At 47.2% G+C, this 24,856-nt stretch carries 42 protein-coding genes (1 of these 42 only partly in view); all 42 read right to left on the minus strand.

What is annotated here, in order from left to right; genetic code table 11:
* Positions 1 to 204, minus strand: the 5' portion of a protein-coding gene (locus GVY43_RS10585) for a P-loop NTPase (protein WP_026824853.1). The gene continues 828 nt to the left of window position 1, outside the view; the window shows 204 of its 1,032 coding nt (coding positions 1-204); the start codon lies at positions 202 to 204; its stop codon lies off the left edge, out of view.
* Between the two features lie 134 nt (positions 205 to 338).
* On the minus strand, positions 339 to 731 hold the full coding sequence (rpsI, locus tag GVY43_RS10590) for a 30S ribosomal protein S9 (protein WP_012727644.1): 393 nt from the start codon (positions 729 to 731) through the stop codon (positions 339 to 341).
* Positions 732 to 756: 25 nt separating this feature from the next.
* Positions 757 to 1,194 carry a 50S ribosomal protein L13 gene (gene rplM, locus GVY43_RS10595; protein ID WP_012727645.1) on the minus strand — a complete coding sequence of 146 codons (438 nt, stop codon included), beginning with the start codon at positions 1,192 to 1,194 and terminating at the stop codon, positions 757 to 759.
* Positions 1,195 to 1,337: 143 nt separating this feature from the next.
* On the minus strand, positions 1,338 to 2,078 hold the full coding sequence (gene truA, locus GVY43_RS10600; RefSeq protein WP_159563149.1) for a tRNA pseudouridine(38-40) synthase TruA: 741 nt from the start codon (positions 2,076 to 2,078) through the stop codon (positions 1,338 to 1,340).
* On the minus strand, positions 2,075 to 2,866 hold the full coding sequence (locus tag GVY43_RS10605; protein ID WP_074035364.1) for an energy-coupling factor transporter transmembrane protein EcfT: 792 nt from the start codon (positions 2,864 to 2,866) through the stop codon (positions 2,075 to 2,077). The genes truA and GVY43_RS10605 overlap by 4 nt, the downstream gene beginning before the upstream one ends.
* The gene (locus tag GVY43_RS10610) at positions 2,863 to 3,741 is read right to left on the minus strand and encodes an energy-coupling factor transporter ATPase (protein ID WP_159563150.1); all 879 of its coding nucleotides are present in this window, start codon (positions 3,739 to 3,741) and stop codon (positions 2,863 to 2,865) included. Before GVY43_RS10610 ends, GVY43_RS10605 begins: the two co-directional genes overlap by 4 nt.
* Positions 3,717 to 4,553, minus strand: coding sequence for an energy-coupling factor transporter ATPase (locus GVY43_RS10615; protein ID WP_031421869.1), 837 nt, complete (start codon positions 4,551 to 4,553; stop codon positions 3,717 to 3,719). The genes GVY43_RS10610 and GVY43_RS10615 overlap by 25 nt, the downstream gene beginning before the upstream one ends.
* 69 nt (positions 4,554 to 4,622) lie before the next feature.
* Positions 4,623 to 4,976, minus strand: coding sequence for a 50S ribosomal protein L17 (gene rplQ / locus GVY43_RS10620; protein WP_012727650.1), 354 nt, complete (start codon positions 4,974 to 4,976; stop codon positions 4,623 to 4,625).
* Positions 4,977 to 5,000: 24 nt separating this feature from the next.
* Entirely contained in the window at positions 5,001 to 5,945 is a 945-nt protein-coding gene (locus GVY43_RS10625) for a DNA-directed RNA polymerase subunit alpha (protein ID WP_012727651.1), read from the minus strand.
* Positions 5,946 to 6,037: 92 nt separating this feature from the next.
* On the minus strand, positions 6,038 to 6,433 hold the full coding sequence (gene rpsK, locus GVY43_RS10630; protein ID WP_012727652.1) for a 30S ribosomal protein S11: 396 nt from the start codon (positions 6,431 to 6,433) through the stop codon (positions 6,038 to 6,040).
* Positions 6,434 to 6,449: 16 nt separating this feature from the next.
* On the minus strand, positions 6,450 to 6,815 hold the full coding sequence (gene rpsM, locus GVY43_RS10635) for a 30S ribosomal protein S13 (RefSeq protein ID WP_012727653.1): 366 nt from the start codon (positions 6,813 to 6,815) through the stop codon (positions 6,450 to 6,452).
* 19 nt (positions 6,816 to 6,834) lie between these two features.
* Entirely contained in the window at positions 6,835 to 6,948 is a 114-nt protein-coding gene (gene rpmJ, locus GVY43_RS10640) for a 50S ribosomal protein L36 (RefSeq protein WP_003156543.1), read from the minus strand.
* A 30-nt stretch (positions 6,949 to 6,978) separates the two neighbouring features.
* Positions 6,979 to 7,197, minus strand: coding sequence for a translation initiation factor IF-1 (gene infA, locus GVY43_RS10645; RefSeq protein WP_021066622.1), 219 nt, complete (start codon positions 7,195 to 7,197; stop codon positions 6,979 to 6,981).
* Positions 7,198 to 7,302: 105 nt separating this feature from the next.
* A complete protein-coding gene (gene map / locus GVY43_RS10650) occupies positions 7,303 to 8,061 on the minus strand; it encodes a type I methionyl aminopeptidase (protein WP_031421863.1) in 759 nt (252 codons plus the stop codon).
* The gene (locus GVY43_RS10655) at positions 8,058 to 8,708 is read right to left on the minus strand and encodes an adenylate kinase (RefSeq protein WP_012727656.1); all 651 of its coding nucleotides are present in this window, start codon (positions 8,706 to 8,708) and stop codon (positions 8,058 to 8,060) included. Before GVY43_RS10655 ends, map begins: the two co-directional genes overlap by 4 nt.
* Before the next feature lie 79 nt (positions 8,709 to 8,787).
* A complete protein-coding gene (secY, locus tag GVY43_RS10660; RefSeq protein WP_012727657.1) occupies positions 8,788 to 10,077 on the minus strand; it encodes a preprotein translocase subunit SecY in 1,290 nt (429 codons plus the stop codon).
* Complete coding sequence (gene rplO, locus GVY43_RS10665; protein WP_012727658.1) at positions 10,077 to 10,517, minus strand: 50S ribosomal protein L15; 441 nt, start codon at positions 10,515 to 10,517, stop codon at positions 10,077 to 10,079. Before rplO ends, secY begins: the two co-directional genes overlap by 1 nt.
* 31 nt (positions 10,518 to 10,548) lie before the next feature.
* A complete protein-coding gene (rpmD, locus tag GVY43_RS10670; protein WP_012727659.1) occupies positions 10,549 to 10,734 on the minus strand; it encodes a 50S ribosomal protein L30 in 186 nt (61 codons plus the stop codon).
* A 15-nt stretch (positions 10,735 to 10,749) separates the two neighbouring features.
* Positions 10,750 to 11,250, minus strand: coding sequence for a 30S ribosomal protein S5 (gene rpsE / locus GVY43_RS10675; RefSeq protein WP_012727660.1), 501 nt, complete (start codon positions 11,248 to 11,250; stop codon positions 10,750 to 10,752).
* Between the two features lie 20 nt (positions 11,251 to 11,270).
* On the minus strand, positions 11,271 to 11,633 hold the full coding sequence (gene rplR, locus GVY43_RS10680) for a 50S ribosomal protein L18 (RefSeq protein ID WP_012727661.1): 363 nt from the start codon (positions 11,631 to 11,633) through the stop codon (positions 11,271 to 11,273).
* A 34-nt stretch (positions 11,634 to 11,667) separates the two neighbouring features.
* Positions 11,668 to 12,207, minus strand: coding sequence for a 50S ribosomal protein L6 (gene rplF, locus GVY43_RS10685; protein WP_012727662.1), 540 nt, complete (start codon positions 12,205 to 12,207; stop codon positions 11,668 to 11,670).
* Between the two features lie 33 nt (positions 12,208 to 12,240).
* The gene (rpsH, locus tag GVY43_RS10690) at positions 12,241 to 12,639 is read right to left on the minus strand and encodes a 30S ribosomal protein S8 (protein WP_026824842.1); all 399 of its coding nucleotides are present in this window, start codon (positions 12,637 to 12,639) and stop codon (positions 12,241 to 12,243) included.
* Between the two features lie 31 nt (positions 12,640 to 12,670).
* On the minus strand, positions 12,671 to 12,940 hold the full coding sequence (rpsN, locus tag GVY43_RS10695; RefSeq protein WP_012727664.1) for a 30S ribosomal protein S14: 270 nt from the start codon (positions 12,938 to 12,940) through the stop codon (positions 12,671 to 12,673).
* Between the two features lie 20 nt (positions 12,941 to 12,960).
* The gene (gene rplE / locus GVY43_RS10700; RefSeq protein ID WP_074035359.1) at positions 12,961 to 13,500 is read right to left on the minus strand and encodes a 50S ribosomal protein L5; all 540 of its coding nucleotides are present in this window, start codon (positions 13,498 to 13,500) and stop codon (positions 12,961 to 12,963) included.
* Between the two features lie 32 nt (positions 13,501 to 13,532).
* Positions 13,533 to 13,841: a 50S ribosomal protein L24 gene (gene rplX / locus GVY43_RS10705; RefSeq protein WP_012727666.1), complete on the minus strand. Its 309-nt coding sequence runs from the start codon at positions 13,839 to 13,841 to the stop codon at positions 13,533 to 13,535.
* Between the two features lie 36 nt (positions 13,842 to 13,877).
* Positions 13,878 to 14,246, minus strand: coding sequence for a 50S ribosomal protein L14 (gene rplN / locus GVY43_RS10710; protein ID WP_012727667.1), 369 nt, complete (start codon positions 14,244 to 14,246; stop codon positions 13,878 to 13,880).
* Positions 14,247 to 14,290: 44 nt separating this feature from the next.
* The gene (gene rpsQ, locus GVY43_RS10715) at positions 14,291 to 14,551 is read right to left on the minus strand and encodes a 30S ribosomal protein S17 (protein WP_012727668.1); all 261 of its coding nucleotides are present in this window, start codon (positions 14,549 to 14,551) and stop codon (positions 14,291 to 14,293) included.
* A gap of 32 nt (positions 14,552 to 14,583) precedes the next feature.
* The gene (gene rpmC, locus GVY43_RS10720) at positions 14,584 to 14,787 is read right to left on the minus strand and encodes a 50S ribosomal protein L29 (protein WP_012727669.1); all 204 of its coding nucleotides are present in this window, start codon (positions 14,785 to 14,787) and stop codon (positions 14,584 to 14,586) included.
* Positions 14,774 to 15,211, minus strand: coding sequence for a 50S ribosomal protein L16 (gene rplP / locus GVY43_RS10725; protein ID WP_012727670.1), 438 nt, complete (start codon positions 15,209 to 15,211; stop codon positions 14,774 to 14,776). The genes rpmC and rplP overlap by 14 nt, the downstream gene beginning before the upstream one ends.
* 32 nt (positions 15,212 to 15,243) lie before the next feature.
* Positions 15,244 to 15,903, minus strand: coding sequence for a 30S ribosomal protein S3 (gene rpsC / locus GVY43_RS10730; protein WP_012727671.1), 660 nt, complete (start codon positions 15,901 to 15,903; stop codon positions 15,244 to 15,246).
* Between the two features lie 13 nt (positions 15,904 to 15,916).
* On the minus strand, positions 15,917 to 16,249 hold the full coding sequence (gene rplV / locus GVY43_RS10735) for a 50S ribosomal protein L22 (protein WP_012727672.1): 333 nt from the start codon (positions 16,247 to 16,249) through the stop codon (positions 15,917 to 15,919).
* Between the two features lie 20 nt (positions 16,250 to 16,269).
* Positions 16,270 to 16,545, minus strand: coding sequence for a 30S ribosomal protein S19 (gene rpsS, locus GVY43_RS10740; RefSeq protein ID WP_012727673.1), 276 nt, complete (start codon positions 16,543 to 16,545; stop codon positions 16,270 to 16,272).
* A 66-nt stretch (positions 16,546 to 16,611) separates the two neighbouring features.
* On the minus strand, positions 16,612 to 17,442 hold the full coding sequence (rplB, locus tag GVY43_RS10745) for a 50S ribosomal protein L2 (RefSeq protein ID WP_012727674.1): 831 nt from the start codon (positions 17,440 to 17,442) through the stop codon (positions 16,612 to 16,614).
* A gap of 34 nt (positions 17,443 to 17,476) precedes the next feature.
* Entirely contained in the window at positions 17,477 to 17,758 is a 282-nt protein-coding gene (gene rplW, locus GVY43_RS10750) for a 50S ribosomal protein L23 (RefSeq protein ID WP_012727675.1), read from the minus strand.
* Positions 17,758 to 18,381 carry a 50S ribosomal protein L4 gene (gene rplD, locus GVY43_RS10755; RefSeq protein ID WP_012727676.1) on the minus strand — a complete coding sequence of 208 codons (624 nt, stop codon included), beginning with the start codon at positions 18,379 to 18,381 and terminating at the stop codon, positions 17,758 to 17,760. The genes rplW and rplD overlap by 1 nt, the downstream gene beginning before the upstream one ends.
* Positions 18,382 to 18,409: 28 nt before the next feature.
* On the minus strand, positions 18,410 to 19,036 hold the full coding sequence (gene rplC, locus GVY43_RS10760; RefSeq protein WP_012727677.1) for a 50S ribosomal protein L3: 627 nt from the start codon (positions 19,034 to 19,036) through the stop codon (positions 18,410 to 18,412).
* A 61-nt stretch (positions 19,037 to 19,097) separates the two neighbouring features.
* A complete protein-coding gene (gene rpsJ / locus GVY43_RS10765; protein ID WP_074032438.1) occupies positions 19,098 to 19,406 on the minus strand; it encodes a 30S ribosomal protein S10 in 309 nt (102 codons plus the stop codon).
* Between the two features lie 377 nt (positions 19,407 to 19,783).
* The gene (locus GVY43_RS10770; protein ID WP_159563151.1) at positions 19,784 to 20,293 is read right to left on the minus strand and encodes a hypothetical protein; all 510 of its coding nucleotides are present in this window, start codon (positions 20,291 to 20,293) and stop codon (positions 19,784 to 19,786) included.
* A gap of 108 nt (positions 20,294 to 20,401) precedes the next feature.
* Positions 20,402 to 21,589, minus strand: a complete 1,188-nt coding sequence (tuf, locus tag GVY43_RS10775; protein ID WP_078147868.1) for an elongation factor Tu — start codon at positions 21,587 to 21,589, stop codon at positions 20,402 to 20,404.
* Positions 21,590 to 21,702: 113 nt separating this feature from the next.
* Positions 21,703 to 23,781 (minus strand): elongation factor G, encoded by a 2,079-nt coding sequence (gene fusA / locus GVY43_RS10780; RefSeq protein ID WP_159563152.1) that lies wholly within the window; start codon positions 23,779 to 23,781, stop codon positions 21,703 to 21,705.
* A 112-nt stretch (positions 23,782 to 23,893) separates the two neighbouring features.
* Positions 23,894 to 24,361: a 30S ribosomal protein S7 gene (rpsG, locus tag GVY43_RS10785; RefSeq protein WP_012727682.1), complete on the minus strand. Its 468-nt coding sequence runs from the start codon at positions 24,359 to 24,361 to the stop codon at positions 23,894 to 23,896.
* Positions 24,362 to 24,409: 48 nt separating this feature from the next.
* Positions 24,410 to 24,832, minus strand: a complete 423-nt coding sequence (gene rpsL, locus GVY43_RS10790; protein ID WP_012727683.1) for a 30S ribosomal protein S12 — start codon at positions 24,830 to 24,832, stop codon at positions 24,410 to 24,412.
* Positions 24,833 to 24,856 lie beyond the last annotated feature (24 nt).

The raw sequence follows: 24,856 nt of genomic DNA on the forward strand, positions 1-24,856 counted from the left end.
GCCTTTCCCCTTGAGCAATGTGACGATTTCTTGTTGTAACTGAAGCTGTTCCCCGCTCCCTGTTTGTCCGAGTGCCACTTTTACACTGACATAGTCTTCTTTGATTCGAATGTCTTTTACCCCTGCTGTATCTCCAAGCGTTCGGTTGATCGTCGGATCAACAAGCCCCGCCAATTCCTCGCGTACTTGCTCTACTGTAAGCATATTGCTTCCCCCTTCTAACTGTTTCGATATCAGTATATCAAAAAAAGCGTTTTCTTGACGGGTTCGGAATCGACTATTTCAAACAAAAAACTCTCCACCCGAAAGGATGGAGAGTTCGAACCACATCGCGAAGATTAACGCTTCGAGAATTGTGGTGCGCGACGTGCTGCTTTAAGACCGTATTTTTTACGTTCTTTCATACGAGCGTCACGAGTTAAGAAGCCTTTTTCTTTGAGGCTTGGACGGAATTCTGGGTCCGCTTGAAGAAGCGCACGTGATACGCCGTGGCGAATTGCTCCAGCTTGTCCAGTGTATCCACCACCGTTAACGTTAACGATTACATCGTATTTACCTTCTGTTTCAGTCAATACGAGTGGTGATTTAGCCATCATGATCAAAGTCTCATGACCGAAGTATTCTGAGATATCGCGGCCATTTACAACAACTTTACCGTCACCTGCAACGAGGTGAACGCGAGCCACCGAGTGTTTGCGGCGGCCTGTTCCGTAGTAACGTACATCTGCCATCGTTTAGTTCCTCCCTGTGTCTCGATTAACCGCGAAGTTCGTAAACTTCTGGTTTTTGTGCTTCGTGCTTGTGTTCAGCTCCAGCGTAAACGTGGAGTTTGTTGAATTGTTGACGACCGAGTGATCCTTTTGGAAGCATCCCTTTGATCGCGAGTTCAAGCATACGCTCTGGACGTTTTGCGAGAAGCTCTTTTGCAGTTTGTGATTTCAAACCGCCTGGATGACCTGAATGACGGTAGTAGATCTTGTCATTCAATTTGTTACCAGTCAATTTGATTTTCTCAGCGTTGATGATGATGACGTGGTCTCCGCAATCAACGTGTGGTGTGAAAGTCGGCTTGTGCTTACCGCGAAGAAGTGAAGCTACTTCACTAGTCAAACGACCAAGTGTTTTGCCTTCTGCGTCGATAAGGAGCCATTTGCGTTCTACTTCAGATGCTTTAGCCATGAATGTTGTGCGCATGTGGAATACCTCCTAGAAATGTCTGTTCACTTAATTTTTTGATGCTTTATCATAATCCTAGTTTACGGGGCTAAGATTGTGGTTCATCTCTAAATTTGAAAATGAAATGCCAATGAATATAATACGATTTTATAAGGGGAATGTCAATCTACTTTTTCATAATTCACATTCCACAAATACAAACCGTGTGGGGGGGCGGTAATCCCCGCTACGCGGCGGTCCTTCGCCTCTAGCATTTGTGTGAGATCTGAGGGCTGATACTTGCCTCTCCCTACCTCGATGACCGTCCCTACCATGATGCGGACTTGGTTGTATAGAAAACCTGATCCAACGAAACGGAATATGATCTCGTCTCCCATCTCGAGCACTTCTGCTTCATAGATGGTACGGACCCGATCTTCGACTTCTGCCTTTGTCACAGAGAACGACGTAAAGTCGTGGGTCCCAATCAACCGCTCCATCGCTTGACGCATCGCCTCAAGGCTCAGCTTATACGTCACGGTCGCAGCATAGTGCCGACGAAACGGATCCTCGGTCTGACGGATATGATAGCGATACTCTTTTCGCTTCGCACCGTAACGTGCGTGGAACGTATCGTCTATTTCTTCCGCCTGTTTAACGAGGATATCGTCTGGTAGCATGGCGTTTAACGCTTTGACGAAGCGCTCAGCGGGCATCTCTAATGACGTGTCAAAGTGAATCACCTGTCCTAAAGCATGGACGCGAGCGTCTGTACGACCTGAGGCGACGATTTTTACCGGATACCGATGCATACGTGCCAAGACAGATTCAATCTCCGCTTGAATGGTATTGCCATTCGGCTGCACTTGATATCCCGCATAATGTGTCCCATCATAGGCGACAATCAGTTTAATTCGTCTCATCCAATCCCTCTCAATCCAAACAAAATGAGCGTCAACGCGATAAAGATGAGTAATACGGCTGTGTCACGCATTTGCCATTCCATTTCACGCAACCTCGTCCGCCCTTCTCCTCCTCGGTAACCACGGGCTTCCATAGCCGTAGCGAGGTCCTCAGCACGCTTAAACGCAGAAATGAACAATGGAATCAAAAGAGGGATAACCCCTTTTAGACGGGATTTCCAAGGTCCACTCATCAAATCGACCCCACGCGCCTGCTGAGCTTTCATAATCCGGTCCGTCTCATCCGCAAGCGTCGGTAGGAAACGGAGTGAAATGGAAAGCATCAACGCAATTTCGTGGGCCGGCACACGAATCCGTTCGAATGGCCGTAGCCCCGCTTCAATCGAATCGGTCAATTCCATCGGTGTCGTCGTCAACGTCACGAGTGTCGTCAACATGACGAGATAAAAGAAGCGAAGCGAGACAATCAGCCCCATTCGAATTCCTTCCGAATAAATCGCAATCGGTCCTAATTCGAATAGAAGTGTGCCGTCTCGATTGAATAACAGTTGTAAGATCAACGTGAAGACGATCAAAAATAAGATCATGCGAAGACCATTCCATAAATAGCGCCACGATAACTGTGACAGTTTGACCGCAAACAACGTGAACGCGAGTAAAAATAAATTCGTCCATAAGTTGTCAGCTAAAAAAACAACTGGGATGAATCCTAAAATGAAGAGCGTCTTGGCACGCGCATCAAGGGAATGAAGCCATGAATGTCCGGGTATATATTGACCGATAATCATGTCGCTCCCCCTTTCAGCCGTTCCGCCACCCAATCCGCCAGCTCGCCCTCGGTTCGTACGAGCGGGACGGACGTTTCTCCAAGAACCGGTGCCATGTCACGAGCGAATCGTAAGACGTGCGGGATGTCGAGCTGGAGACGTCGCACCAGTACCTCGTCTTGGAACAATTCAAACGGGTCCCCATCAAACGCCACCTGGCCACGCTCCATCACGATGACGCGCTCCGCATAGGCGAGTACATCATCCATGTCATGCGAGACAAGGATCAACGTAAGGTTCAACTCTTCTCGCAAACGTTTGAATAAGGCGAGCATGTCTCGTCTCCCAATTGGGTCGAGACCCGCTGTCGGTTCATCGACAATGAGAACATCAGGCCGGCTCGCTAAAACACCTGCAATCGCGACACGGCGCATTTGCCCTCCTGAAAGATCAAACGGCGAACGGTCCCATAACGTTTCATCCAAGCCGACGAGACGAAGGGCCTCGTGGGCTCGCTCTTTCGCTTCGGCATCTGTCGCGCCAAAGTTGCGCGGACCGAACATGACGTCGCGTTCGACCGTCTCTTCAAACAATTGGTGCTCTGGATATTGAAAGACGAGCCCAACGCGACGCCGAAGCGGCAAAAGATTCTGTTTCTTGTCACGGCGCGTCCGAATCGGGGTGACAATGATATCATCGATCACCACACGTCCGTCAGTCGGGCGCAATAAGCCGTTCATATGTTGAACGAGTGTCGATTTCCCTGAGCCAGTATGCCCAAGAAACGCAACAAGCGCTCCCGATGGAATGGTTACATTCACATCGCGCAGCGCGGTTCGTTCAAACGGAGTATTCATTTGGTATTGATATGTTACTTCTTCAATGCGTATCGGCATAGATGGTTCACCAACTCCGAATGTTGTAGCATCAGACGATCGAGTGGAATGCCACGTGCCTTCAGTTCGAGTTGCATCCGAACGATAAACGGGACATCTAGTTGAATGTCACGAAGCGTATCTGGATGTTGAAACACGTCTTCAGGTGTGCCGGTCATCGCAATCTTGCCTTTCGACAATGCAATGATACGGTCAGCAAACAACACTTCGTCGAGCTCGTGTGTAATGGCGACAACGGTCATCCCTTCCGAGACGAGCTGTCGTACCGTTTGTAATACCTCTTGTCGCCCAATCGGGTCGAGCATGGAGGTCGCTTCATCGAGCACGAGGACACGCGGGCGCATTGCGAGAGCCGCAGCTATCGCAACGCGCTGCTTTTGTCCACCGGATAACTGATGCGGTTCACGGTCCGCTAGTTCCGATAATCCAACGCGCGCTAGACTGTCATCAATTCGACGAACCATTTCTTGACGTGGAAGTCCCATGTTTTCGAGAGAAAATGCCACATCATCGCGCACGGTCGCCCCGACAAATTGATTGTCGGGATTTTGAAAGACGACCCCGATTCGCGTTCGAACGTCCCACACGTCTGCGGCGTTCGACGGATCGAGTGTCTCGACGCGAACTTCCCCCTGTTCAGGAATGAGAAGTCCGTTCCACAACTTCGTCAGTGTCGACTTGCCAGAACCATTATGGCCGACAATCGCAAGCCATTCCCCTTTATATACATCGAGCGATAGGCCGTTAAGCGCCGGCTCAGACTGTCCAGGGTAATGAAATACGACATCCCGTACCATAATTTGTGATTCCATGGGTCGACTCCTTTCTGATGTGGAAACAGGGCAATACGTCACCGCATGCCCTGTTGACTGCCTAATGAATTAGACGAGTTCGATGATTACAACTTCTGCACCATCACCGCGGCGTGGGCCGACTTTCATGATGCGCGTGTATCCACCTTGACGTTCAGCGTAGCGTGGTGCCACGTCTTCGAACAATTTTTGGATTGCGTCTTTTTCTCCAGCGTTCTCCTTGCGAACGAATGAAGCTACTTGACGACGGGCATGAAGATCGCCACGTTTCCCAAGAGTGATCAATTTTTCAACGACTGGGCGAAGTTCTTTCGCTTTTTGTTCAGTTGTTTGAATGCGCTCGTTGATGATTAGGTCAGTTGCAAGATCACGCAAAAGCGCCTTGCGTTGCGAGCTTGTACGGCCAAGTTTCGAATAAGCCATTACATTTCCCTCCTTCGGTTGAACTTAGTCTTCTTTACGCAAGCCCAAACCGAGTTCGTCCAACTTGTGTTGAACTTCTTCGAGTGATTTACGTCCGAGGTTACGAACTTTCATCATCTCTTCCTCTGATTTGTTTGCGAGTTCTTGAACAGTGTTGATGCCAGCGCGCTTCAAGCAGTTGTACGAACGAACTGAGAGATCGAGTTCTTCAATCGTCATTTCGAGTACTTTTTCTTTTTGGTCTTCTTCTTTCTCGACCATAATTTCTGCGTTGAGAGCCTCATCTGTTAAACCAACGAAGATGTTCAAGTGTTCAGTCAAAATTTTAGCCCCTAATGATACAGCTTCTTCCGGACGAATTGAACCATCTGTCCACACGTCTAACAAAAGCTTATCGAAGCTAGCGTCTTGACCGACACGTGTTTTATCTACTTCGTAGTTCACGCGTTGAATCGGTGTATAGATCGAATCGATTGGAATGACCCCAATCGGCATATCATCACGTTTGTTATCTTCTGCCTGGACGTAACCACGACCACGGCGAGCAGTCAAACGCATGCGAAGCGTCGCATTGTCAGCGAGAGTCGCGATGTGGAGCTCAGGATTCAAGATTTCAACGTCGCTATCATGGGTAATGTCTGCCGCAGTGACAGCACCGGCACTTGAAACGTTAATCTCAAGCGTTTTCTCTTCTTCCGAGTACACTTTGAGTGCCAACTTCTTGAGGTTGAGTACGATTTGAGTGACGTCTTCGACAACACCGTCAATCGTAGAGAACTCGTGAAGCACGCCATCGATTTGAACCGCTGTTACCGCTGCACCTGGGAGCGATGACAATAGAATTCGACGTAGTGAGTTACCGAGAGTAGTGCCATATCCACGTTCAAGCGGTTCTACTACGAATTTACCAAACGTAGCGTCCTCGCTGATTTCGACCGTTTCGATCTTTGGTTTTTCAATCTCGATCATCTGAACCCCTCCTTGAGTATATCCTGCCGTGCAGTTTGAGCTGCTAAAGTATAAGCTGTCGTGCTAGGTAAACCCCTCACACGCTCAAGCGATTATACGCGGCGACGTTTTGGAGGGCGGCAACCGTTGTGCGGAACTGGAGTTACGTCACGGATTGCAGTAACTTCGAGACCAGTAGCTTGGAGCGCACGGATAGCCGCTTCACGTCCAGCACCAGGACCTTTAACGTTAACTTCTACTGTACGCATACCGTTGTCCATTGCAACTTTCGCTGCAGTTTCAGCAGCCATTTGCGCTGCGAACGGAGTCGATTTACGTGATCCTTTAAATCCAAGGTTACCAGAAGTAGCCCATGAGATCGCGTTACCTTGCGTATCAGTGATTGTGATGATTGTGTTGTTGAATGTAGAACGGATGTGTACCACACCGACTTCAACATGTTTTTTAACTTTACGTTTAGAACGTACGTTTTGCTTACGTTTCGCCATTGTTCAATTCCCTCCTTTACTTCTTCTTGTTCGCTACTGTACGGCGTGGGCCTTTACGAGTACGCGAGTTGTTCTTCGTGTTTTGACCGCGAACAGGGAGACTACGGCGATGACGGATACCGCGGTATGCGCCGATCTCGATCAAACGTTTGATGTTAAGTGAAACTTCACGACGAAGGTCACCTTCAACTTTGATTCCGTCAATTGCTTCACGGATACGGTTGAGTTCATCTTCAGTAAGGTCGCGTGTGCGTGTCTCTTCAGATACGTTAGCAGCCTTCAAAATTTCTTGTGCTTTTGTTTTACCAATACCATAGATGTATGTGAGCGAAATAACGATACGTTTTTCGCGTGGAATATCTACACCAGCAATACGTGCCATGTGTGCACCTCCTCTGAAATTAACCTTGTTTTTGTTTGTGTTTCGGGTTTTCGCAAATTACCATTACTTTACCCTTACGGCGAATAACTTTACATTTTTCGCAAATCGGTTTTACCGACGGTCTTACTTTCATGAGTATACCCTCCTCCTGGAAAAATCGGAGTTACTTATAACGGTACGTAATCCGCCCGCGAGTCAAGTCGTATGGAGACAACTCAACAGTTACGCGGTCACCTGGAAGGATCCGAATGTAGTGCATCCGAATTTTCCCTGAGACGTGCGCGAGCACCGTGTGGCCGTTTTCTAACTCCACTTTAAACATTGCGTTCGGAAGTGGTTCGACAACAGTGCCTTCCACTTCAATGACATCTTGTTTCGCCATCATTTATTCCCCTTTCTATATGAAAATCTTTAGGAGCACAGACGATCTATTGCCATCTACTGTGAGAGAAGGATCCAGAACGGATCAGTATGAAACAATAGAGCCTCATTCACCGGAATCGAGTTTCGTTAAAATCTCGTATCCATCGTCTGTGATGGCGATGGTGTGCTCAAAGTGGGCGCACATGCTACCGTCCACGGTGACAACTGTCCAGTTATCAGCCAGTGTTCGAACATAGCGTTGACCAGCATTAACCATTGGTTCAATGGCTAACGTCATCCCAGTCTTCAGGCGCGGCCCTTTCCCCGGTGGACCATAGTGTGGAATTTGCGGTTCTTCGTGCAAATTTTGTCCAACACCATGACCGACGTATTCGCGGACGACAGAAAAGTCATGTGATTCAACATATGCTTGAATCGCATGCGAAATATCTGTCAATCGCCCTCCAGCCTTGGCGTGCTCCAATCCTTTATACAGACTTTCTTCGGTTACGTCAAGTAGCCGCTGTGTCTCTTCTGTGATTGTTCCCACTGGATAAGTCCAAGCGGAATCTCCATGGTATCCATTATAGTAGGCACCGATGTCGATTGAGATAATATCTCCATCTTTCAATACCCGTTTTCCTGGAATGCCATGAACAAGCTCTTCGTTCACCGAAGCGCAAACACTACCGGTAAAACCGTTATAGCCTTTGAACGATGGCGTCGCACCTTGGCTGCGAATGTAATCTTCCGCAATCCGGTCGAGCTCAAGCGTCGTGATTCCTGGTTTAATGTGCTGTTTGAGCACCTGGTGCGTTCGAGCAACAATTTGCCCAGCCTCACGCATAATCGCAATTTCACGAGGCGTCTTCGTGATGATCATTCAGTATCACCGAGTAATGCTTTGACATCGGCATATACGACATCGATTGGACGATCTCCATCCAATGTACGAAGATACCCTTTTTCAGCGTAAAAGTCAATGAGTGGTTTCGATTGCTCGATGTTGACGTCAAGGCGACGGCGAACCGTTTCCTCTTTATCGTCTTCACGTTGCATGAGTGCCGACCCATCCACATCACAGATGCCTTCCACTTTTGGTGGGTTGAAGATCACATGATATGTCGCACCACACGTTGGGCAGATCCAACGACCTGTCAAGCGTGGAACGAGAATTTCCGCATCCACATCGATGTTGACGACGTGGTCAATCTGTTTCCCCAAATCTTTAAGCAAACTTTCGAGTGCCTCTGCTTGAGCAACAGTACGCGGGAATCCATCGAGTAAGAAACCTTTTTCTGTGTCATCTTGGCTAAGACGTTCACGTACGATTCCGATTGTTACCTCGTCCGGTACGAGTTCACCTTTATCCATGAATGACTTGGCTTCTTTACCGAGTGGCGTTCCGCCTTTGATTGCCGCACGAAACATGTCGCCTGTCGAAATGTGAGGGATTTGGTACTCTTCTACGATTTTAGCCGCTTGAGTCCCTTTCCCAGCACCCGGTAAGCCCATGAGTACTAGATTCATCTCGGTTAGCCTCCAGTTTTGATTTTCACGAAGGGCTTGTAAACACGACAGGAAGGAAGGGTCAACCCTTCCTTCCGCTTTAACGGATAAAGCCTTTATAGTGTCGTTTTACAAGTTGACTTTCGATTTGTTTCATCGTTTCGAGGGCTACCCCGATGACGATCAACAAGCTCGTTCCTCCGATTTGAACGGAAGTTGGAAGACCGGCAAGCTTAATGAAGATTGTCGGCATGATCGCCACGAGCGATAAGAAGATCGCTCCGAAGAAAGTCAATCGATACAGCAACTTCGTGATGTACTGTTCTGTTTGCGCCCCAGGACGAATCCCAGGAATATAACCACCTTGCTTCTGCAGATTTTCTGCCATTTGCTCAGGGTTGACCTGAATAAATGTATAGAAGTAGGCAAACGCAATGATTAACGCAACGTAAATCGACATTCCGATTGGCGCCGTCGTGTCAAAGTACGTCTGTAATTTTTGCGTTGTCTCCGGCGAAGCAATGAAGCTTGCAACAGTTGGTGGTGTTACCATAAAGGAAATCGCGAAGATAACCGGAATAACACCTGCTGCGTTTAGTTTGATTGGCAAGTGCGTTGACTGACCGCCCACTGGGGTACGGTTCGCCGTGCGTTTTGCATATTGGATTGGAATTTTGCGTGCCGCTTGTTGAACATAAATGATCCCAACCGTCACAGCCAAAATAACAAGTGCCAATACAACCAAGTAAACGATATTAATGAACAATGCATCTCCAGCGTTTTGGAGTTTTGTTTCATAAATCTGCGTGAAGATTCTTGGGAACCCGGCGACGATACCGGCGAAGATAATGATGGAAATACCATTCCCAACACCTTTCTCCGTTGTCATTTCACCAAGGAACATCAAGAACGCTGTACCCGCAGTGAGTACAATCGCGATCACAAAGTAAGTTGCCGTTCCCCACGTCTCATTGACGAGACCTGGGTAGAGGCGGTTAAATCCAAACGACAGTGAAGTCGCTTGGACAAAGCCTAAGATGATCGTCCCATAGCGCGTGACCGTCGCTAACTTTTTACGGCCCGCCTCTCCTTGTTTAGCCCATTCGGCAAACTTTGGAACGACGTCCATTTGTAAAAGTTGCACAACGATCGATGCCGTAATGTACGGCATGATCCCCATTGCGAACAAGGAGAAGTTCTGTAAAGCATTTCCTCCAAACAAGTTCAAGAAGTCAAGAAGACCTCCTGAGTCAAAACGCAACACATCCGTATTCACCATCGGCACCGGGATATGAGCCCCGATGCGGAAAATGATGATGATTGCGAGTGTGAAGAGAATACGCTGTCGAATATCTTTCACGCGCCACATATTGGAGATCGTCTGAAACATCAGATCACCTCAACTGTACCGCCAGCTGCTTCGATTGCTTCTTTCGCTGCACCCGAGAACTTGTTGGCTTTTACAGTCAATTTAGTTTCAAGCTTGCCGTTAGCAAGGACCTTGATTCCGTCTTTAGCAGAGCTGACAACACCAGTCTCGATTAAGAGTTCTGGAGTAACTTCAGTACCTGCTTCGAAACGGTTAAGCGTGTCTAGGGAAACAACCGCATACTCTTTACGAGTTGGGTTGTTGAAACCGCGTTTTGGAAGACGACGGTAAAGTGGGTTTTGTCCACCTTCAAATCCTGGACGAACGCCACCGCCCGAACGAGCTTTTTGACCTTTGTGTCCACGACCAGAAGTTTTACCGTTACCAGTCGCCATACCGCGACCGACACGGTTACGTTCGTGACGTGAACCTGGAGTTGGCTTCAATTCATGGAGTTTCATAGTGGCACCTCCTTATTTATTAAAATCTTTATTATTCGTTGATTTCTTTTACAGTCACAAGGTGCGACACTTTATTGATCATACCGCGCATCGCGACGTTGTCTGGGACAACGACCGTTTGATGCATTTTGCGAAGACCGAGTGTACGTACAGTAACACGCTGACCTTCCGGACGACCAATTGTGCTGCGTGTGAGGGTGATTGCGAGTTTCGCCATGTCTAGTTCCCTCCCTTAGTTAAGAAGTTCTTCTACGCTTTTACCACGTAGTTTAGCAACTTCCTCTGCTTTTTTGAGCTCAGTCAAGCCCTGTACCGTCGCACGGACGATGTTGATCGGTGTGTTTGAACCTAACGATTTCGAAAGGATGTCACCTACACCTGCAAGTTCGAGCACCGCACGAACTGGACCACCAGCGATAACCCCAGTACCTTCAGAAGCTGGTTTCATGAATACACGACCTGCTCCGAATACTCCTGTGATTTCGTGTGGAATTGTTGTACCAACCATAGGTACTTGTACCATGTTTTTCTTAGCGGCTTCAATAGCCTTGCGAATCGCTTCTGGCACCTCTTGTGCCTTACCTGTACCGAAACCGACGTGACCATTTTTGTCACCTACGACTACGAGAGCAGCAAAACGGAAGCGGCGGCCACCTTTTACGACTTTCGCGACGCGGTTTACGGTAACAACGCGTTCTTCAAGTTGTTCCATGTTAACGTCTAACTGGCGCATCGAGTGTCCCCTCCTTTTTATTAGAATTTAAGACCTGCTTCACGAGCTGCTTCTGCAACAGCTTTGACGCGGCCATGATAGAGGTATCCACCACGGTCGAACACAACTGTGTCGATACCTTTCTCGAGTGCACGTTCTGCAGCAAGTTTACCAACAGCTTTCGCTGCTTCAACGTTACCGCCATTTGTAAGATCGAGAGCTTTATCTTTCGAAGATGCAGACACAAGCGTTGTTTGTGCCGCGTCATCGATAAGTTGAACGTAAATGTGCTTGCTCGAACGGAATACGTTCAAACGTGGACGAGCTGCTGTCCCCGTGATCGTACGACGTACGCGAGCATGACGTTTTTTACGAACTGCATTTTTATCTGCCTTTGTGATCATTTATGCCACTCCTTTCCGTTCATTTCGTGACGAATTACTTACCAGTCTTACCTTCTTTACGGCGAATACGTTCATCAGAGTAACGAACACCTTTACCTTTGTAAGGTTCTGGAGCACGGTACGAGCGGATTTGAGCAGCAACGTGACCGACGCGCTCTTTGTTAATCCCTTTTACGATGATTTGCGTGTTTGAAGGAACTTCGATTTCGATACCTTCCTCAGCAACGTACTCGATTGGGTGCGAGTAGCCGAGGTTGAGGACGAGTTTGTTACCTTGCTTCGTAGCACGGTAACCAACCCCCGAGATCTCAAGTGTTTTTTGGAATCCGTTCGACACACCTTGTACCATGTTGGCAATAAGGGCACGTGTCGTACCGTGAATTGTACGGCTTTCTTTCGATTCGTCTGGACGAACAACCGTCAATTCGTTCTCTTCAACTTTGATTTCCAATGCCGGGTTAGCTGAAAGCGAAAGTTCACCTTTAGCACCTTTTACTGTGACCGTGTTGTCATTAGCAACTGTTACAGTAACGCCAGCAGGAATCGTAACTGGTTTTTTACCAATACGTGACATTGATTACACCTCCGTTCTTGTTAGAAAAGTGACTTACCAGATGTAGGCGAGCACTTCGCCGCCGACTTGTTGTTGGCGAGCTTCTTTATCAGTCATAAGACCTTTAGATGTCGAAAGAACTGCGATTCCGAGTCCTCCGAGTACTTTAGGTACTTCATCAGCTTTTGCGTATACGCGAAGACCTGGTTTCGAAATACGTTTGAGACCAGTGATTACACGTTCGTTGCTTGCTCCATATTTAAGGAAAAGACGAAGTGTACCTTGTTTAGCGTCCTCGATATATTCAACATCGCGAATGAAACCTTCACGCTTAAGGATTTCAGCGATCTCACGTTTAATGTTCGAAGCTGGAAGCTCCATTTTTTCATGGCGAACCATGTTAGCGTTACGGATACGTGTAAGCATATCTGCAATAGGGTCTGTCATTACCATGCGATGTACCTCCTTTCACACTGTTAGTGGATTACCAGCTTGCTTTTTTAACACCAGGGATTTGACCTTTGTATGCAAGATCACGGAACTTGATACGGCTGATCCCGAATTTACCCATGTAACCATGCGGACGACCTGTGATGCTGCAACGGTTGTGCAAGCGTACAGGTGACGAGTTACGTGGCAATTTGCTGAGTCCGATATAATCGCCTTCAGCTTTCAACTTCGCACGCTTTTCAGCGTACTGGGCAACGAGTTTCTCGCGTTTAAGTTCGCGATTCACCATTGACTTTTTAGCCATGTTGTCGACCTCCCTCTAGATTATTTTTGGAATGGCATACCGAGAAGTGTGAGCAATTCACGTGCTTCTTCGTCTGTGTTTGCTGTTGTAACAACAACGATGTCCATACCGCGTACTTTAGATACTTTATCGTAATCGATCTCAGGGAAAATAAGTTGCTCTTTCACGCCAAGCGTGTAGTTACCGCGTCCGTCGAATGCTTTCTTCGATACACCGCGGAAGTCACGTACACGTGGAAGTGAAACAGTTACCAATTTGTCGAGGAAATCGTACATGCGCTCGCCACGAAGTGTAACCTTCGCACCGATTGGCATACCTTCACGAAGTTTGAAACCAGCGATTGATTTCTTCGCTTTCGTTACGAGTGGTTTTTGACCTGAAAGAATTGTTAATTCTTCAACTGCCATATCAAGTGCTTTCGAGTTCGAAACAGCGTCACCTACACCCATGTTGATGACAATCTTTTCGACTTTCGGTACTTGCATGACCGAGTCATAGTTGAATTTATCCATCATCGCTTTCACGATGTCGCTTTTATACTTCTCTTGCAAACGGTTCATAGTCGAATGGACCTCCTTTCGTCACGTTCTTCTTATTTATCGAGTGATTCGCCCGATTTCGCGACACGAACTTTTTTACCATCGACTACTTTGAAACCAACACGAGTTGGTTTGCCAGTTTTAGGGTCGAGTGGCATTACGTTCGAGACGTGAATTGGTGCTTCGATCTCAAGGATCCCGCCTTGTGGATTCGCTTGTGAAGGTTTCGCGTGTTTTTTCATCACGTTTACGCCTTCAACCACTACGCGGTTTTTGCTTGGCATAGCTTTGAGGATAACCCCTTGCTTGCCTTTATCTTTACCAGACATTACCTGGACTGTATCGCCTTTTTTAACATGCATCGTTTGCGCACCTCCTTATAGGATTGAAATTGGAAATTAAAGTACTTCCGGTGCCAACGAAACGATCTTCATGAATTCTTTTTCACGAAGTTCACGTGCAACTGGCCCGAAGATCCGTGTGCCGCGTGGGCTCTTGTCATCTTTGATAATGACTGCTGCGTTCTCATCGAAACGGATGTACGAACCATCTTTACGACGAGCGCCGCGTTTTGTACGAACGACAACTGCTCTGACAACGTCACCTTTTTTAACAACGCCACCTGGTGTTGCTTGTTTTACCGTTGCGACGATGATGTCACCGATGTTTGCAGTCTTACGACCAGAACCACCGAGGACTTTAATTGTCAACAGTTCACGCGCGCCAGAGTTGTCTGCTACTTTCAAGCGAGATTCTTGTTGAATCATGCGAGTGTACCTCCCTCCGGATGTTTAATAAATCCGAACTGTTATTAGATGATTACTGATTCTTCTACTACTGTTACAAGACGGAAACGTTTGTCTTTAGAAAGAGGACGTGTTTCCGCGATGCGAACGATATCGCCCACTTTAGCGACGTTGTTCTCATCGTGTGCTTTATATTTCTTCGTGTAGTTTACACGTTTGCCATAAAGTTTATGACGAACCTTTGTTTCTACTGCGACGACGATCGTTTTGTCCATTTTGTCAGACACGACGCGACCAGTGAACACTTTACGGTTGTTGCGTTCCATGAGTGTTACCTCCTCTCAAGAATCCGATGTAATTAGCCGTTGTTGATGCCGAGTTCGCGTTCACGAAGAATCGTTTTAGCACGCGCAATCGACTTGCGTACTTCACGGATACGAGCAGGATTCTCAAGCTGACCTGTAGCAAGTTGGAAGCGAAGGTTAAAGAGTTCTTCTTTCCACTCGCCCACTTTACCGTTGAGCTCTTCAGTTGTTGATTGACGGAGATCAGTTGCTTTCATTCGTATCACCACCATTTTCTTCACGTTTCACGAACTTACATTTTACTGGAAGTTTGTGCGATGCAAGACGAAGTGCCTCACGTGCCACTTCCTCAGATACACCTGCGATTTCGAACATTACTTTGCCAGGCTTAACTACAGCTACCCAGCCTTCTGGAGCACCTTTACCCGAACCCATTCGGACTTCGAGAGGCTTTTTAGTGTACGGCTTGTGTGGGAAGATCTTGATCCACACTTTACCACCACGTTTCATATAACGTGTCATTGCAATACGTGCTGATTCGATTTGACGGTTTGTAATCCAGCTCGCTTCGAGAGCTTGGAGACCGAACTCACCGAAGTGTACAGTTGTGCCGCGTTTAGCGTTCCCGCGCATTTTACCACGGTGTACACGACGATATTTCACGCGTTTAGGTAACAACATAGTGTGTTGCCTCCTTCCTGAAAGAGTGTTTATTATTCAGCGTTTTTCGCTGTGTTGTTTTTTGTTGGAAGAACTTCACCGTGGTATAACCAAACTTTTACGCCGATTTTACCGTAAGTTGTGTCAGCTTCAGCTGTTCCGTAGTCGATGTCGGCACGGAGTGTGTGAAGTGGAACTGTTCCTTCCGAGTACTTCTCTGAACGAGCGATATCAGCGCCACCAAGACGACCAGAAACTTCTGTTTTGATCCCTTTGATGCCAGTACGCATCGAACGTTGAATAGATTGTTTCATTGCACGACGGAATGATACGCGACCTTCCAATTGACGAGCAATGTTTTCTGCTACAAGCTTCGCAACAGCGTCAGCGTTTTTCACTTCAACAACGTTGATGTGAACGCGTTTTCCGTCAGCGATTTTTGTAATGTGTTTACGGAGTGATTCGATTTCAGAACCACCTTTACCGATTACCATACCTGGCTTCGCAGTGTGAAGCGAAATGTTCACGCGGTTTGCAGCGCGTTCGATTTCAACTTTAGAAACACTAGCATCCTTCATTTTGTTTTCGATGTATTCACGAATAACGAAGTCTTCATGAAGGAGATCAGCGTAGTCTTTCTCAGCGTACCAACGCGAATCCCAGTCTTTGATAACACCAACGCGAAGACCGTGCGGATTTACCTTTTGACCCACTACATATCCCTCCTTATTTCTCAGTTACCACGATGTGGATGTGGCTTGTGCGTTTGTTAATACGGCTTGCGCGACCCATCGCACGTGGGCGGAAGCGTTTGAGTGTTGGACCTTCGTTTACGTAAGCTTCTGTTACAACGAGGTTCTCAATGTTCATATCGTAGTTGTGCTCTGCGTTAGCAATCGCTGATTTTAATACTTTTTCAACGACTGGCGATGCTGCCTTGTTCGTGTGAGCAAGGACAGAGAGCGCTTCGCCGACTTGTTTCCCGCGAATTAAGTCTACAACGAGACGTGCTTTGCGAGGAGCAAGACGGACCATATTAGCTGATGCTTTAGCTTGCATGGATTTGACCTCCCCTCAAATTACCGTTTCGTTTTCTTGTCTGATCCGTGACCTTTGTACGTGCGTGTTGGAGCGAATTCACCAAGTTTGTGACCAACCATGTCTTCTGTCACGAATACTGGTACGTGTTTACGACCATCGTGCACACCGAACGTGTGACCCATGAATTCTGGGAAGATCGTCGAGCGACGTGACCAAGTTTTGATGACTTGCTTCTCACCAGATTCGTTGAGTTTGTCAACTTTAGCGAGTAAGTGGTGATCTGCGAATGGACCTTTTTTCAAGCTGCGACCCATGTTAGAACCTCCCTTTGGAATGATTCGGGAACGGCCCTTTCGAACCGCCCGAGAATCATGTAGTAATTATTTCTTACGGCGACGAAGGATGTACATGTCGCTCGATTTGTTTTTCTTACGAGTCTTAAGACCAAGAGCTGGTTTACCCCAAGGAGTAAGTGGGCCCGAACGACCGATTGGCGCACGACCTTCACCACCACCGTGTGGGTGATCAACCGGGTTCATTACAGAACCACGTACTGTTGGGCGTTTGCCTAACCAACGTGAACGTCCTGCTTTACCGATGTTTACGAGTTCGTGTTCTTCGTTACCAACTGAACCGATTGTCGCGCGGCAAGTGCCGAGGAACAAGCGTGATTCACCTGATTGAAGACGAACGATGACGTACTTGCCGTCACGTCCTTGGATTTGTGCCGATGCACCAGCCGCACGAACTAGCTGACCGCCTTTACCAGGCTTAAGCTCGATGTTGTGGATTGTTGTACCGACAGGGATGTTTACGAGTGGAAGAGCGTTCCCCACTTTGATATCCGCTTCAGGACCAGACATGATTTCCATGCCTACTTTGATGCCCTTAGGAGCGAGGATGTAACGTTTCTCACCATCTACATAGTTGATGAGTGCGATGTTTGCTGAACGGTTTGGATCGTATTCGATCGTTGCTACGCGTCCTGCAACGCCATCTTTGTTACGTTTGAAATCGATGATACGGTATTTACGCTTGTGACCGCCACCTTGGTGACGAACAGTCAAGCGACCTTGGTTGTTACGTCCGCCTTTTTTCGAAAGCTTTTCAGTTAACGATTTTTCAGGGCGATTCGTTGTGATCTCTGCAAAGTCGAGAGATGTCATGTTACGACGACCGTTAGTGGTCGGCTTAAACTTTTTGATTGCCATCGAGGATTCCCTCCTTTTCTTCTAAGGTAGTTAATTAACCGAGGAAGTCGATTGTGTTGCCTTCAGCAAGGGTTACGATCGCTTTTTTACGACGAGCTGTGTAACCAGAGTGACGACCGACACGTTTCGCTTTCGGTTTGTAGTTCATTGTGTTTACCGAAGCAACTTTCACGTTGAAGATTGTTTCGATAGCGTGTTTCACTTGCGATTTAGTCGCTTTTACGTCGATTTCGAAAACGTATTTGTTAGCTTCCATGAGGCTAACTGAACGCTCAGTGATGATCGGACGTTTGATGATATCGTATGCTTGAGCCATTATGCAAGCACCTCCTCTACCTTCGCAACCGCATCTTTAGTGAAGATGACTTTGTCGTTAGCAACGAGGTCAAGAACGTTTACGCCTGCTGCGTCGATCACAGTCACTCCTGGGATGTTACGAGCTGCGAGAGCGATAGTCTCATTGTAGTCCGCTGTGACTACAAGAGCCTTACGTTCTACTGATAAGCTGTTGAGTACAGCAGCCATATCTTTTGTTTTTGGTGCATCGAAAGCAAGGCCTTCGAGGACGATGATTTCGTTGTTTTGTACTTTCGACGAAAGAGCCGAGAGAAGTGCTAAACGACGAACCTTCTTAGGAAGTTTGTAAGAGTATGAACGTGGTGTTGGACCGAAGACTGTACCACCACCAACCCATTGTGGTGAGCGGATAGAACCTTGGCGCGCACGACCAGTTCCCTTTTGTTTCCATGGTTTACGGCCGCCACCGCGTACTTCCGAGCGACCTTTCGTATCGTGAGTACCTTGACGGCGTGATGCTTGTTGCATGACGATTGCGTCGTAAAGTACTGATTCGTTTGGCTCGATTCCGAAGATGGCTTCTGCCAATTCGATTTCGCCAACTTGTGAACCTGTTTGGTTAAGCAAAGCTACTTTAGGCATTCGTAATTCCTCCTTTCCGTGCAGTTAATTAGTTACCTTTGACCGCTGATTTGATGATGACGTTCGATTTACGAGCGCCTGGGATAGCACCTTTCACGAGGAGAAGGCCACGTTCCACATCAACTTTAACGACTTCAAGGTTTTGAATTGTTTTACGCTCTCCACCCATTTGACCAGGAAGAAGTTTCCCTTTAAATACGCGGTTAGGAGCGACAGGACCCATCGAACCAGGACGACGGTGGTAGCGCGAACCGTGAGCCATTGGTCCACGTGATTGTCCGTGACGCTTGATCGCACCTTGGAATCCTTTACCTTTCGATGTACCTGTTACGTCTACTAATTCACCTGCAGCGAAAATGTCCGCCTTAATCTCTTGACCGATTTCGTATCCTTCTACTGAAGTACGAACTTCTTTGATGAAGCGCTTAGGTGTCGCGTTTGCTTTCGCAGCGTGACCTTTTGATGGTTTGTTTTGACGTGATTCTTTGATGTCTCCGAAACCAAGTTGAACTGCTTCGTAACCGTCTGTGTCAACTGTTTTAAGTTGAAGAACGACGTTACCTTCTACAGCAACTACTGTTACTGGTACAACTTCGCCTGCTTCGTTGAAGATTTGAGTCATACCAAGTTTTGTTCCTAAGATTCCTTTAGCCATGAGATACACCTCCTGTTAATAATTAATTGTCTCTTCTGGCTAGTATCTACTATATGAAGAATTAAAGTTTGATTTCGATGTCTACACCTGATGGTAACTCGAGACGCATAAGCGAATCGACTGTTTTCGGTGTTGGGTTTACGATGTCGATCAAGCGTTTGTGTGTACGCATTTCGAACTGCTCACGAGCATCTTTGTACTTGTGAACCGCACGAAGGATCGTGTAAACCGATTTTTCAGTTGGGAGCGGGATTGGACCCGATACCTTTGCACCTGAACGCTTCGCAGTGTCAACGATCTTCTCAGCTGATTGATCGAGAACGCGATGGTCATATGCTTTTAAACGAATACGAATTTTTTCATTTGCCATGTTTGTTTCCCTCCTTTGTCGCCTACTTTAAAAATAGACAATTCTCCGCGGAAATTTCCACACCGGCCATGGCAATGCTGCCTGGCGTGTCATAACCTCCCGCTTCAACGCAGCGTGCTTGTGTCAGCAGAGGCATCCGATCATTGCAAATCAACGATTGGACCCGTTTTCTGCTGTAAAGTCTCTCACCACTCGCACAAACACTTAATCATTATATCTAATCTGGTCATGGAATGCAAGATTAGATTTTTGAAGTTGCTGGTTGTCTGATGAGTTGCTCAACGTTCCCTAATGTAACAAGATTCGCGAGCTTTTGCAAGCAAAAATTCATTCTTTTATTGAACTATTTTTCAAACGAACTCCCATGTCAACTCGACCTAGCGTTTCATCACCTCTCCAAAACGCTCTGTCACCCCTTCTATGACCGATTGTGGCGCTCGTTTTAAACAGTCTTGAACAATTCCTTCATTAACACTGTGCGTCGTGAAATAGCGGAGCAATGACGCTAATTTATCCTCTCGTCCGATGACCGTGTAAAGGACGACCCACTCTTCTAGGTGCATCCATTGTCCATCTGGTTCAATGAAAGGATGCGTATAGATTCCGTCGGTACACTTCATTCGGAAACTAGACATGACGTCCACATCTGTTCCCTCGAATATATACTCTCCAAAGTAGGTCGTTACGTATGCGTCGTGAGGATCTGATGGTTTCTTCTCCCCAGCACGACTAAGTACGCGATCGATTTTTTCAAACTGGTCCGGTTCAACAAAAACATCGATGTCATTCGTTACCTCGACGATGCCATGATGCTTTAACAGCTCAGAACCGCCAATGCGATACTCAATCCCATTCAAGCGACAAATAGTCTCTAGTTGCTTCAGCATGACGCCACTCCTTTCTCGTATGCCTCATCTTACCATGTTGTGATGGAAACACAAAAAAGCAGCCCGCATATTGCGGACTGCTTAATGTTGTTCAGTTGAATCAATCGATTACTCGATGATTTCTGTTACTGAACCAGCACCTACAGTACGGCCACCCTCACGGATAGAGAAACGTGTACCGTCTTCGATCGCGATTGTAGAAATCAATTCGATCGTCAACTCGATGTTGTCTCCTGGCATTACCATTTCAGTACCTTCTGGAAGGTGAACGATACCTGTTACGTCAGTTGTACGGAAGTAGAACTGCGGACGGTAGTTCGCGAAGAATGGCGTGTGACGGCCACCCTCTTCTTTAGAAAGAACGTAGATTGATGCTTTGAATTTAGAGTGTGGTGTGATTGAACCTGGCTTAGCAAGTACTTGTCCACGCTCGATGTCGTCACGTGATACACCACGGAGAAGTGCACCGATGTTGTCGCCAGCTTCAGCATAGTCAAGAAGCTTACGGAACATCTCTACACCAGTACATACAGTTTTCTTCGTTTCTTCTGTAAGACCAACGATTTCGATCTCGTCGTTGACGCGGAGAACACCACGCTCAACACGACCAGTCGCTACAGTACCACGACCAGTGATTGAGAATACGTCCTCAACAGGCATCATGAAGTCTTTTTCAGTGTCACGAACTGGTTCTGGGATGTACTCATCAACAGCGTTCATGAGTTCCATAACTTTTTCTTCCCACTGAGCTTCACCGTTAAGTGCGCCAAGTGCAGAACCTTTGATTACAGGGAGGTCGTCGCCTGGGAAGTCGTATTCAGAAAGAAGTTCACGGATTTCCATTTCAACGAGTTCGAGAAGCTCTTCGTCGTCTACCATGTCAACTTTGTTCATGAATACTACGATGTAAGGAACACCTACTTGACGTGAAAGAAGGATGTGCTCACGTGTTTGTGGCATTGGGCCATCTGTTGCAGATACAACGAGGATCGCGCCGTCCATTTGAGCAGCACCAGTGATCATGTTTTTAACATAGTCAGCGTGTCCTGGGCAGTCAACGTGTGCGTAGTGACGCTTGTCAGTTTCGTACTCGATGTGAGCTGTTGCGATTGTGATACCGCGCTCGCGCTCTTCTGGAGCACCATCGATTTGGTCGAACTTAGTAGCTGTTTTACCTTGTGCACGTGAAAGTACAGCAGAGATTGCTGCAGTCAAAGTTGTTTTACCGTGGTCAACGTGGCCAATTGTACCAACGTTAACGTGCGGCTTAGAACGGTCGAATTTTTCTTTACCCATTCTAGATTCCTCCTCTATTAAACGATTAGTTTTATTTAACTAGGAAGACGTAGGCTACTTTTAACATACGTCCTCCTTAGCTTACAACAATCAATCTAGCGATACAACCGTTATTAGCCGTTCGCTTTTTTGACGATTTCTTCAGCGATTGATTTCGGTACTTCTTCGTAGTGATCGAAGTGCATCGAGTACGTTCCGCGTCCTTGTGTACGTGAACGAAGTGATGTTGCGTAACCGAACATTTCTGAAAGTGGAATCATCGCTTTAACGACTTGTGCGTTACCGCGAGCTTCCATACCTTCTACGCGTCCACGGCGTGACGTAACGTCACCCATGATGTCACCCATGTATTCTTCTGGGATAACAACTTCAACACGCATCATTGGCTCAAGGATAACAGCTTTCGCTTGGTCCTTAAGTTGTTTAACCGCCATCGAAGCAGCAACTTTAAACGCCATCTCGTTCGAGTCGACATCGTGGTACGAACCGAATACGAGACGAGCTTTAACGTCTACTACTGGGTAACCAGCGAGGATACCGTTTTCGAGAGCTTCTTCAATCCCGTTTTGAACAGCAGGGACGTATTCACGTGGTACAACACCACCGACGATCTTGTTCTCGAACTCGAATCCAGCGCCTTCTTCGTTCGGCTCGAATTCTACGACAACGTGACCGTACTGACCGCGTCCACCAGACTGACGAACGAATTTCGAATCAATCTTCGCAGCGCCACGGATTGTTTCACGGTAAGCAACTTGTGGTGCACCAACGTTAGCTTCTACTTTGAATTCGCGACGCATACGGTCAACGAGGATGTCAAGGTGAAGCTCACCCATACCAGAGATGATCGTTTGACCAGTCTCAGGGTTTGTTTCAGTGCGGAATGTTGGATCTTCTTCTGCGAGTTTCGCAAGAGCTTGACCCATCTTATCTTGGTCTGCTTTCGATTTAGGCTCGATTGCAACCGAGATAACTGGTTCTGGGAACGTCATTGACTCGAGAACGATGTTATCTTTCTCAGAGCAAAGCGTGTCACCAGTAGTCGTGTCTTTGAAACCAACAGCAGCGGCGATGTCACCAGCGAATACCATTGGAATCTCTTCACGGCTGTTTGCGTGCATTTGAAGGATACGACCGAGACGTTCACGCTTCCCTTTAGTCGAGTTCTTCACGTATGATCCTGCTTCAGCTGTACCAGAGTACACGCGGAAGAACGTCAATTTACCGACGTAAGGGTCAGTCATAACTTTGAACGCAAGTGCTGAGAATGGAGCTTCATCAGAAGGCTCACGCGTGATTTCTTCTTCTGTATCGAGGTTGATCCCTTTGATTGACTCTACATCAACTGGTGATGGGAGGTAATCAACAACGGCGTTAAGCATGAGCTGAACACCTTTGTTTTTGAAGGCAGAACCAACGAGTACAGGGTAGAATTCAACGCTAAGTGTCGCTTGACGGATTGCAGCTTTCAATTCATCGATTGAAATCTCTTCACCTTCAAGGTACTTCATCATCAACTCTTCGTTGAAGTCAGCAACACCTTCGATCAATTGACCGCGAAGTTCTTCAGCTTGGTCAGCCATGTCAGCTGGGAAGCCGTCTATTACTTCGATGTCAGTACCGAGGTCGTTGTTGTACATGTAAGTCTTCATTTCAACGAGATCGATGATCCCTTTGAAATCGTCCTCTGCTCCGATTGGGAGTTGGATCGCGTAAGCGTTCGCTTGAAGACGATCGTGGAGCGTCTTCACAGAGTACAAGAAGTCTGCGCCGATTTTATCCATCTTGTTGACGAATACGACACGTGGTACACCATATGTCGTCGCTTGACGCCATACAGTTTCTGTTTGTGGTTCTACACCTGACTGAGCGTCAAGTACAGCAACCGCACCATCAAGTACACGGAGTGAACGTTCAACTTCTACAGTGAAGTCTACGTGTCCAGGTGTATCGATGATGTTTACACGGTGGCCATTCCACTGTGCAGTTGTCGCAGCCGAAGTGATCGTGATTCCACGCTCTTGCTCCTGCTCCATCCAGTCCATTTGTGAAGCACCTTCGTGCGTTTCACCAATTTTATGGATACGACCTGTGTAATAAAGAATACGTTCAGTTGTTGTCGTTTTACCGGCATCGATGTGAGCCATGATCCCGATGTTACGAGTATTCTTTAGGGAGAATTCTCTTGCCATACTGGGTATTCTCCTTCCGCATGTTTGATTTTCGTGTGCGCGCACACGATATGATTATACCCGAAAGCCACTCCGTTAAGCCATGCTTGGCGGAGTGGACTTTACGATTAAATTACCAACGATAGTGAGCAAACGCTTTGTTAGCTTCTGCCATCTTATGCATGTCTTCGCGTTTCTTAACAGATGCACCAGTGTTGTTGGCTGCATCCATGATTTCGTTCGCGATACGTTGCTCCATCGTTTTTTCGTTGCGGAGACGAGCGTAGTTCACGAGGTAACGAAGACCAAGTGTTGTACGGCGCTCTGGACGAACTTCTACAGGAACTTGGTAGTTAGCTCCACCTACACGGCGTGCTTTAACTTCAAGTACAGGCATGATGTTGTTCATTGCTTCTTCGAACACTTCCATAGGCTCTTTGCCTGAGCGTTCAGCGATGATGCCAAATGCGTTGTAAATGATAGTTTGAGCTGTACCTTTTTTACCGTCTAACATGACACGGTTAATGAGGCGAGTTACCAATTTCGAGTTGTAGATCGGATCTGCGATAACGTCACGACGTTCTGCACGGTTTTTACGCATCCGAGTACCCTCCTTTCAAAATTTCAATTGTAGTTTAGTTTGCGAGAATTACTTCTTCGCAGCTTTCGGACGTTTCGTACCGTATTTAGAACGGCCTTGCATACGTCCATCAACACCTGCAGTGTCAAGCGCACCACGAACGATGTGGTAACGTACCCCTGGTAAGTCTTTTACACGTCCTCCACGGATAAGAACAACGCTGTGCTCTTGAAGGTTGTGGCCAATACCTGGGATGTACGCAGTCACTTCGATTTGGTTAGTCAAACGAACACGAGCATACTTACGAAGCGCCGAGTTCGGTTTCTTCGGAGTCATTGTACCAACACGTGTACAAACACCACGTTTTTGTGGTGAGCTCACGTTTGTTTGTGACTTGATGAAACTGTTGTAACCTTTGTTAAGTGCTGGAGAGTCAGATTTCACGACTTTCGATTTACGTCCTTTACGGACTAACTGGTTAATAGTAGGCATCTTTGAAGATCCTCCCTTCCTGAA

This window comes from Exiguobacterium sp. 8H (assembly GCF_902506255.1).
Classification (GTDB): Bacteria; Bacillota; Bacilli; order Exiguobacteriales; family Exiguobacteriaceae; genus Exiguobacterium; species Exiguobacterium profundum.

Excerpts from the sequence above, each read along its gene's own strand:
- rpsG (WP_012727682.1), bottom strand. The coding sequence starts at position 24,361 with ATGCGTAAAAACCGTGCAGAACGTCGTGACGTTATCGCAGATCCGATC.
- tuf (WP_078147868.1), bottom strand. The coding sequence starts at position 21,589 with ATGGGTAAAGAAAAATTCGACCGTTCTAAGCCGCACGTTAACGTTGGT.
- GVY43_RS10655 (WP_012727656.1), bottom strand. The coding sequence starts at position 8,708 with ATGAATCTAGTACTCATGGGCTTACCGGGTGCTGGGAAAGGGACTCAA.
- rplC (WP_012727677.1), bottom strand. The coding sequence starts at position 19,036 with ATGGCTAAAGGAATCTTAGGAACAAAACTTGGTATGACTCAAATCTTC.
- rpsM (WP_012727653.1), bottom strand. The coding sequence starts at position 6,815 with ATGGCACGTATTGCTGGTGTAGATATTCCACGCGAAAAACGTATCGTT.
- rplN (WP_012727667.1), bottom strand. The coding sequence starts at position 14,246 with ATGATTCAACAAGAATCTCGCTTGAAAGTAGCAGACAACTCTGGCGCG.
- rplX (WP_012727666.1), bottom strand. The coding sequence starts at position 13,841 with ATGCATGTTAAAAAAGGCGATACAGTCCAGGTAATGTCTGGTAAAGAT.
- rplE (WP_074035359.1), bottom strand. The coding sequence starts at position 13,500 with ATGAACCGTTTGCAAGAGAAGTATAAAAGCGACATCGTGAAAGCGATG.
- rpsS (WP_012727673.1), bottom strand. The coding sequence starts at position 16,545 with ATGGGTCGCAGCTTGAAAAAAGGTCCATTCGCAGATCACCACTTACTC.
- rpsN (WP_012727664.1), bottom strand. The coding sequence starts at position 12,940 with ATGGCTAAAAAGTCAATGGTGAATCGCGAACTTAAACGCGAGAAACTC.
- rplV (WP_012727672.1), bottom strand. The coding sequence starts at position 16,249 with ATGCAAGCTAAAGCATCAGCTAATATGGTCCGTCTTGCTCCTCGCAAA.
- GVY43_RS10610 (WP_159563150.1), bottom strand. The coding sequence starts at position 3,741 with ATGCCGATACGCATTGAAGAAGTAACATATCAATACCAAATGAATACT.
- rpsQ (WP_012727668.1), bottom strand. The coding sequence starts at position 14,551 with ATGGAACGCAACAACCGTAAAGTGTTCACTGGTCGCGTCGTGTCTGAC.
- rplB (WP_012727674.1), bottom strand. The coding sequence starts at position 17,442 with ATGGCAATCAAAAAGTTTAAGCCGACCACTAACGGTCGTCGTAACATG.
- map (WP_031421863.1), bottom strand. The coding sequence starts at position 8,061 with ATGATCATCACGAAGACGCCTCGTGAAATTGCGATTATGCGTGAGGCT.
- rpsE (WP_012727660.1), bottom strand. The coding sequence starts at position 11,250 with ATGCGCCAGTTAGACGTTAACATGGAACAACTTGAAGAACGCGTTGTT.
- GVY43_RS10770 (WP_159563151.1), bottom strand. The coding sequence starts at position 20,293 with ATGCTGAAGCAACTAGAGACTATTTGTCGCTTGAATGGGATTGAGTAT.
- rpmD (WP_012727659.1), bottom strand. The coding sequence starts at position 10,734 with ATGGCGAAACTCGCAATCACCCTCACACGCAGCACAATTGGTCGTCCG.
- infA (WP_021066622.1), bottom strand. The coding sequence starts at position 7,197 with ATGGCGAAACAAGATGTCATTGAAGTGGAAGGCACTGTTGTCGAACCA.
- rplD (WP_012727676.1), bottom strand. The coding sequence starts at position 18,381 with ATGCCTAAAGTAGCTTTGCTTAACCAAACAGGTTCACAAGTTGGCGAA.
- truA (WP_159563149.1), bottom strand. The coding sequence starts at position 2,078 with ATGAGACGAATTAAACTGATTGTCGCCTATGATGGGACACATTATGCG.
- rpsK (WP_012727652.1), bottom strand. The coding sequence starts at position 6,433 with ATGGCGAAACGTAAGCAAAACGTACGTTCTAAACGTAAAGTTAAAAAA.
- rplF (WP_012727662.1), bottom strand. The coding sequence starts at position 12,207 with ATGTCACGTATTGGTAAAAAACCAGTTACGATTCCTGCTGGCGTTACT.
- rplO (WP_012727658.1), bottom strand. The coding sequence starts at position 10,517 with ATGAAACTCCATGAATTGAAGCCAACTCCAGGTTCACGTCACGAACGT.
- fusA (WP_159563152.1), bottom strand. The coding sequence starts at position 23,781 with ATGGCAAGAGAATTCTCCCTAAAGAATACTCGTAACATCGGGATCATG.
- GVY43_RS10615 (WP_031421869.1), bottom strand. The coding sequence starts at position 4,553 with ATGGAATCACAAATTATGGTACGGGATGTCGTATTTCATTACCCTGGA.
- rplM (WP_012727645.1), bottom strand. The coding sequence starts at position 1,194 with ATGCGCACAACATTCATGGCTAAAGCATCTGAAGTAGAACGCAAATGG.
- rpsH (WP_026824842.1), bottom strand. The coding sequence starts at position 12,639 with ATGGTAATGACAGACCCTATTGCAGATATGCTTACACGTATCCGTAAC.
- rplQ (WP_012727650.1), bottom strand. The coding sequence starts at position 4,976 with ATGGCTTATTCGAAACTTGGCCGTACAAGCTCGCAACGCAAGGCGCTT.
- rpsI (WP_012727644.1), bottom strand. The coding sequence starts at position 731 with ATGGCAGATGTACGTTACTACGGAACAGGCCGCCGCAAACACTCGGTG.
- GVY43_RS10605 (WP_074035364.1), bottom strand. The coding sequence starts at position 2,866 with ATGATTATCGGTCAATATATACCCGGACATTCATGGCTTCATTCCCTT.
- rplR (WP_012727661.1), bottom strand. The coding sequence starts at position 11,633 with ATGATCACAAAGGCAGATAAAAATGCAGTTCGTAAAAAACGTCATGCT.
- rpsL (WP_012727683.1), bottom strand. The coding sequence starts at position 24,832 with ATGCCTACTATTAACCAGTTAGTCCGTAAAGGACGTAAATCGAAAGTC.
- rpsJ (WP_074032438.1), bottom strand. The coding sequence starts at position 19,406 with ATGGCAAATGAAAAAATTCGTATTCGTTTAAAAGCATATGACCATCGC.
- rpmC (WP_012727669.1), bottom strand. The coding sequence starts at position 14,787 with ATGAAAGCAACTGATCTCCGTCAATCAACAACTGAAGAGCTCAACGGT.
- GVY43_RS10625 (WP_012727651.1), bottom strand. The coding sequence starts at position 5,945 with ATGATCGAGATTGAAAAACCAAAGATCGAAACGGTCGAAATCAGCGAG.
- rpmJ (WP_003156543.1), bottom strand. The coding sequence starts at position 6,948 with ATGAAAGTAAGACCGTCGGTAAAACCGATTTGCGAAAAATGTAAAGTT.
- secY (WP_012727657.1), bottom strand. The coding sequence starts at position 10,077 with ATGTTTCAGACGATCTCCAATATGTGGCGCGTGAAAGATATTCGACAG.
- rplW (WP_012727675.1), bottom strand. The coding sequence starts at position 17,758 with ATGGCTCAAGCATACGATATCATCAAACGTCCGATCATCACTGAGCGT.
- rplP (WP_012727670.1), bottom strand. The coding sequence starts at position 15,211 with ATGTTGTTACCTAAACGCGTGAAATATCGTCGTGTACACCGTGGTAAA.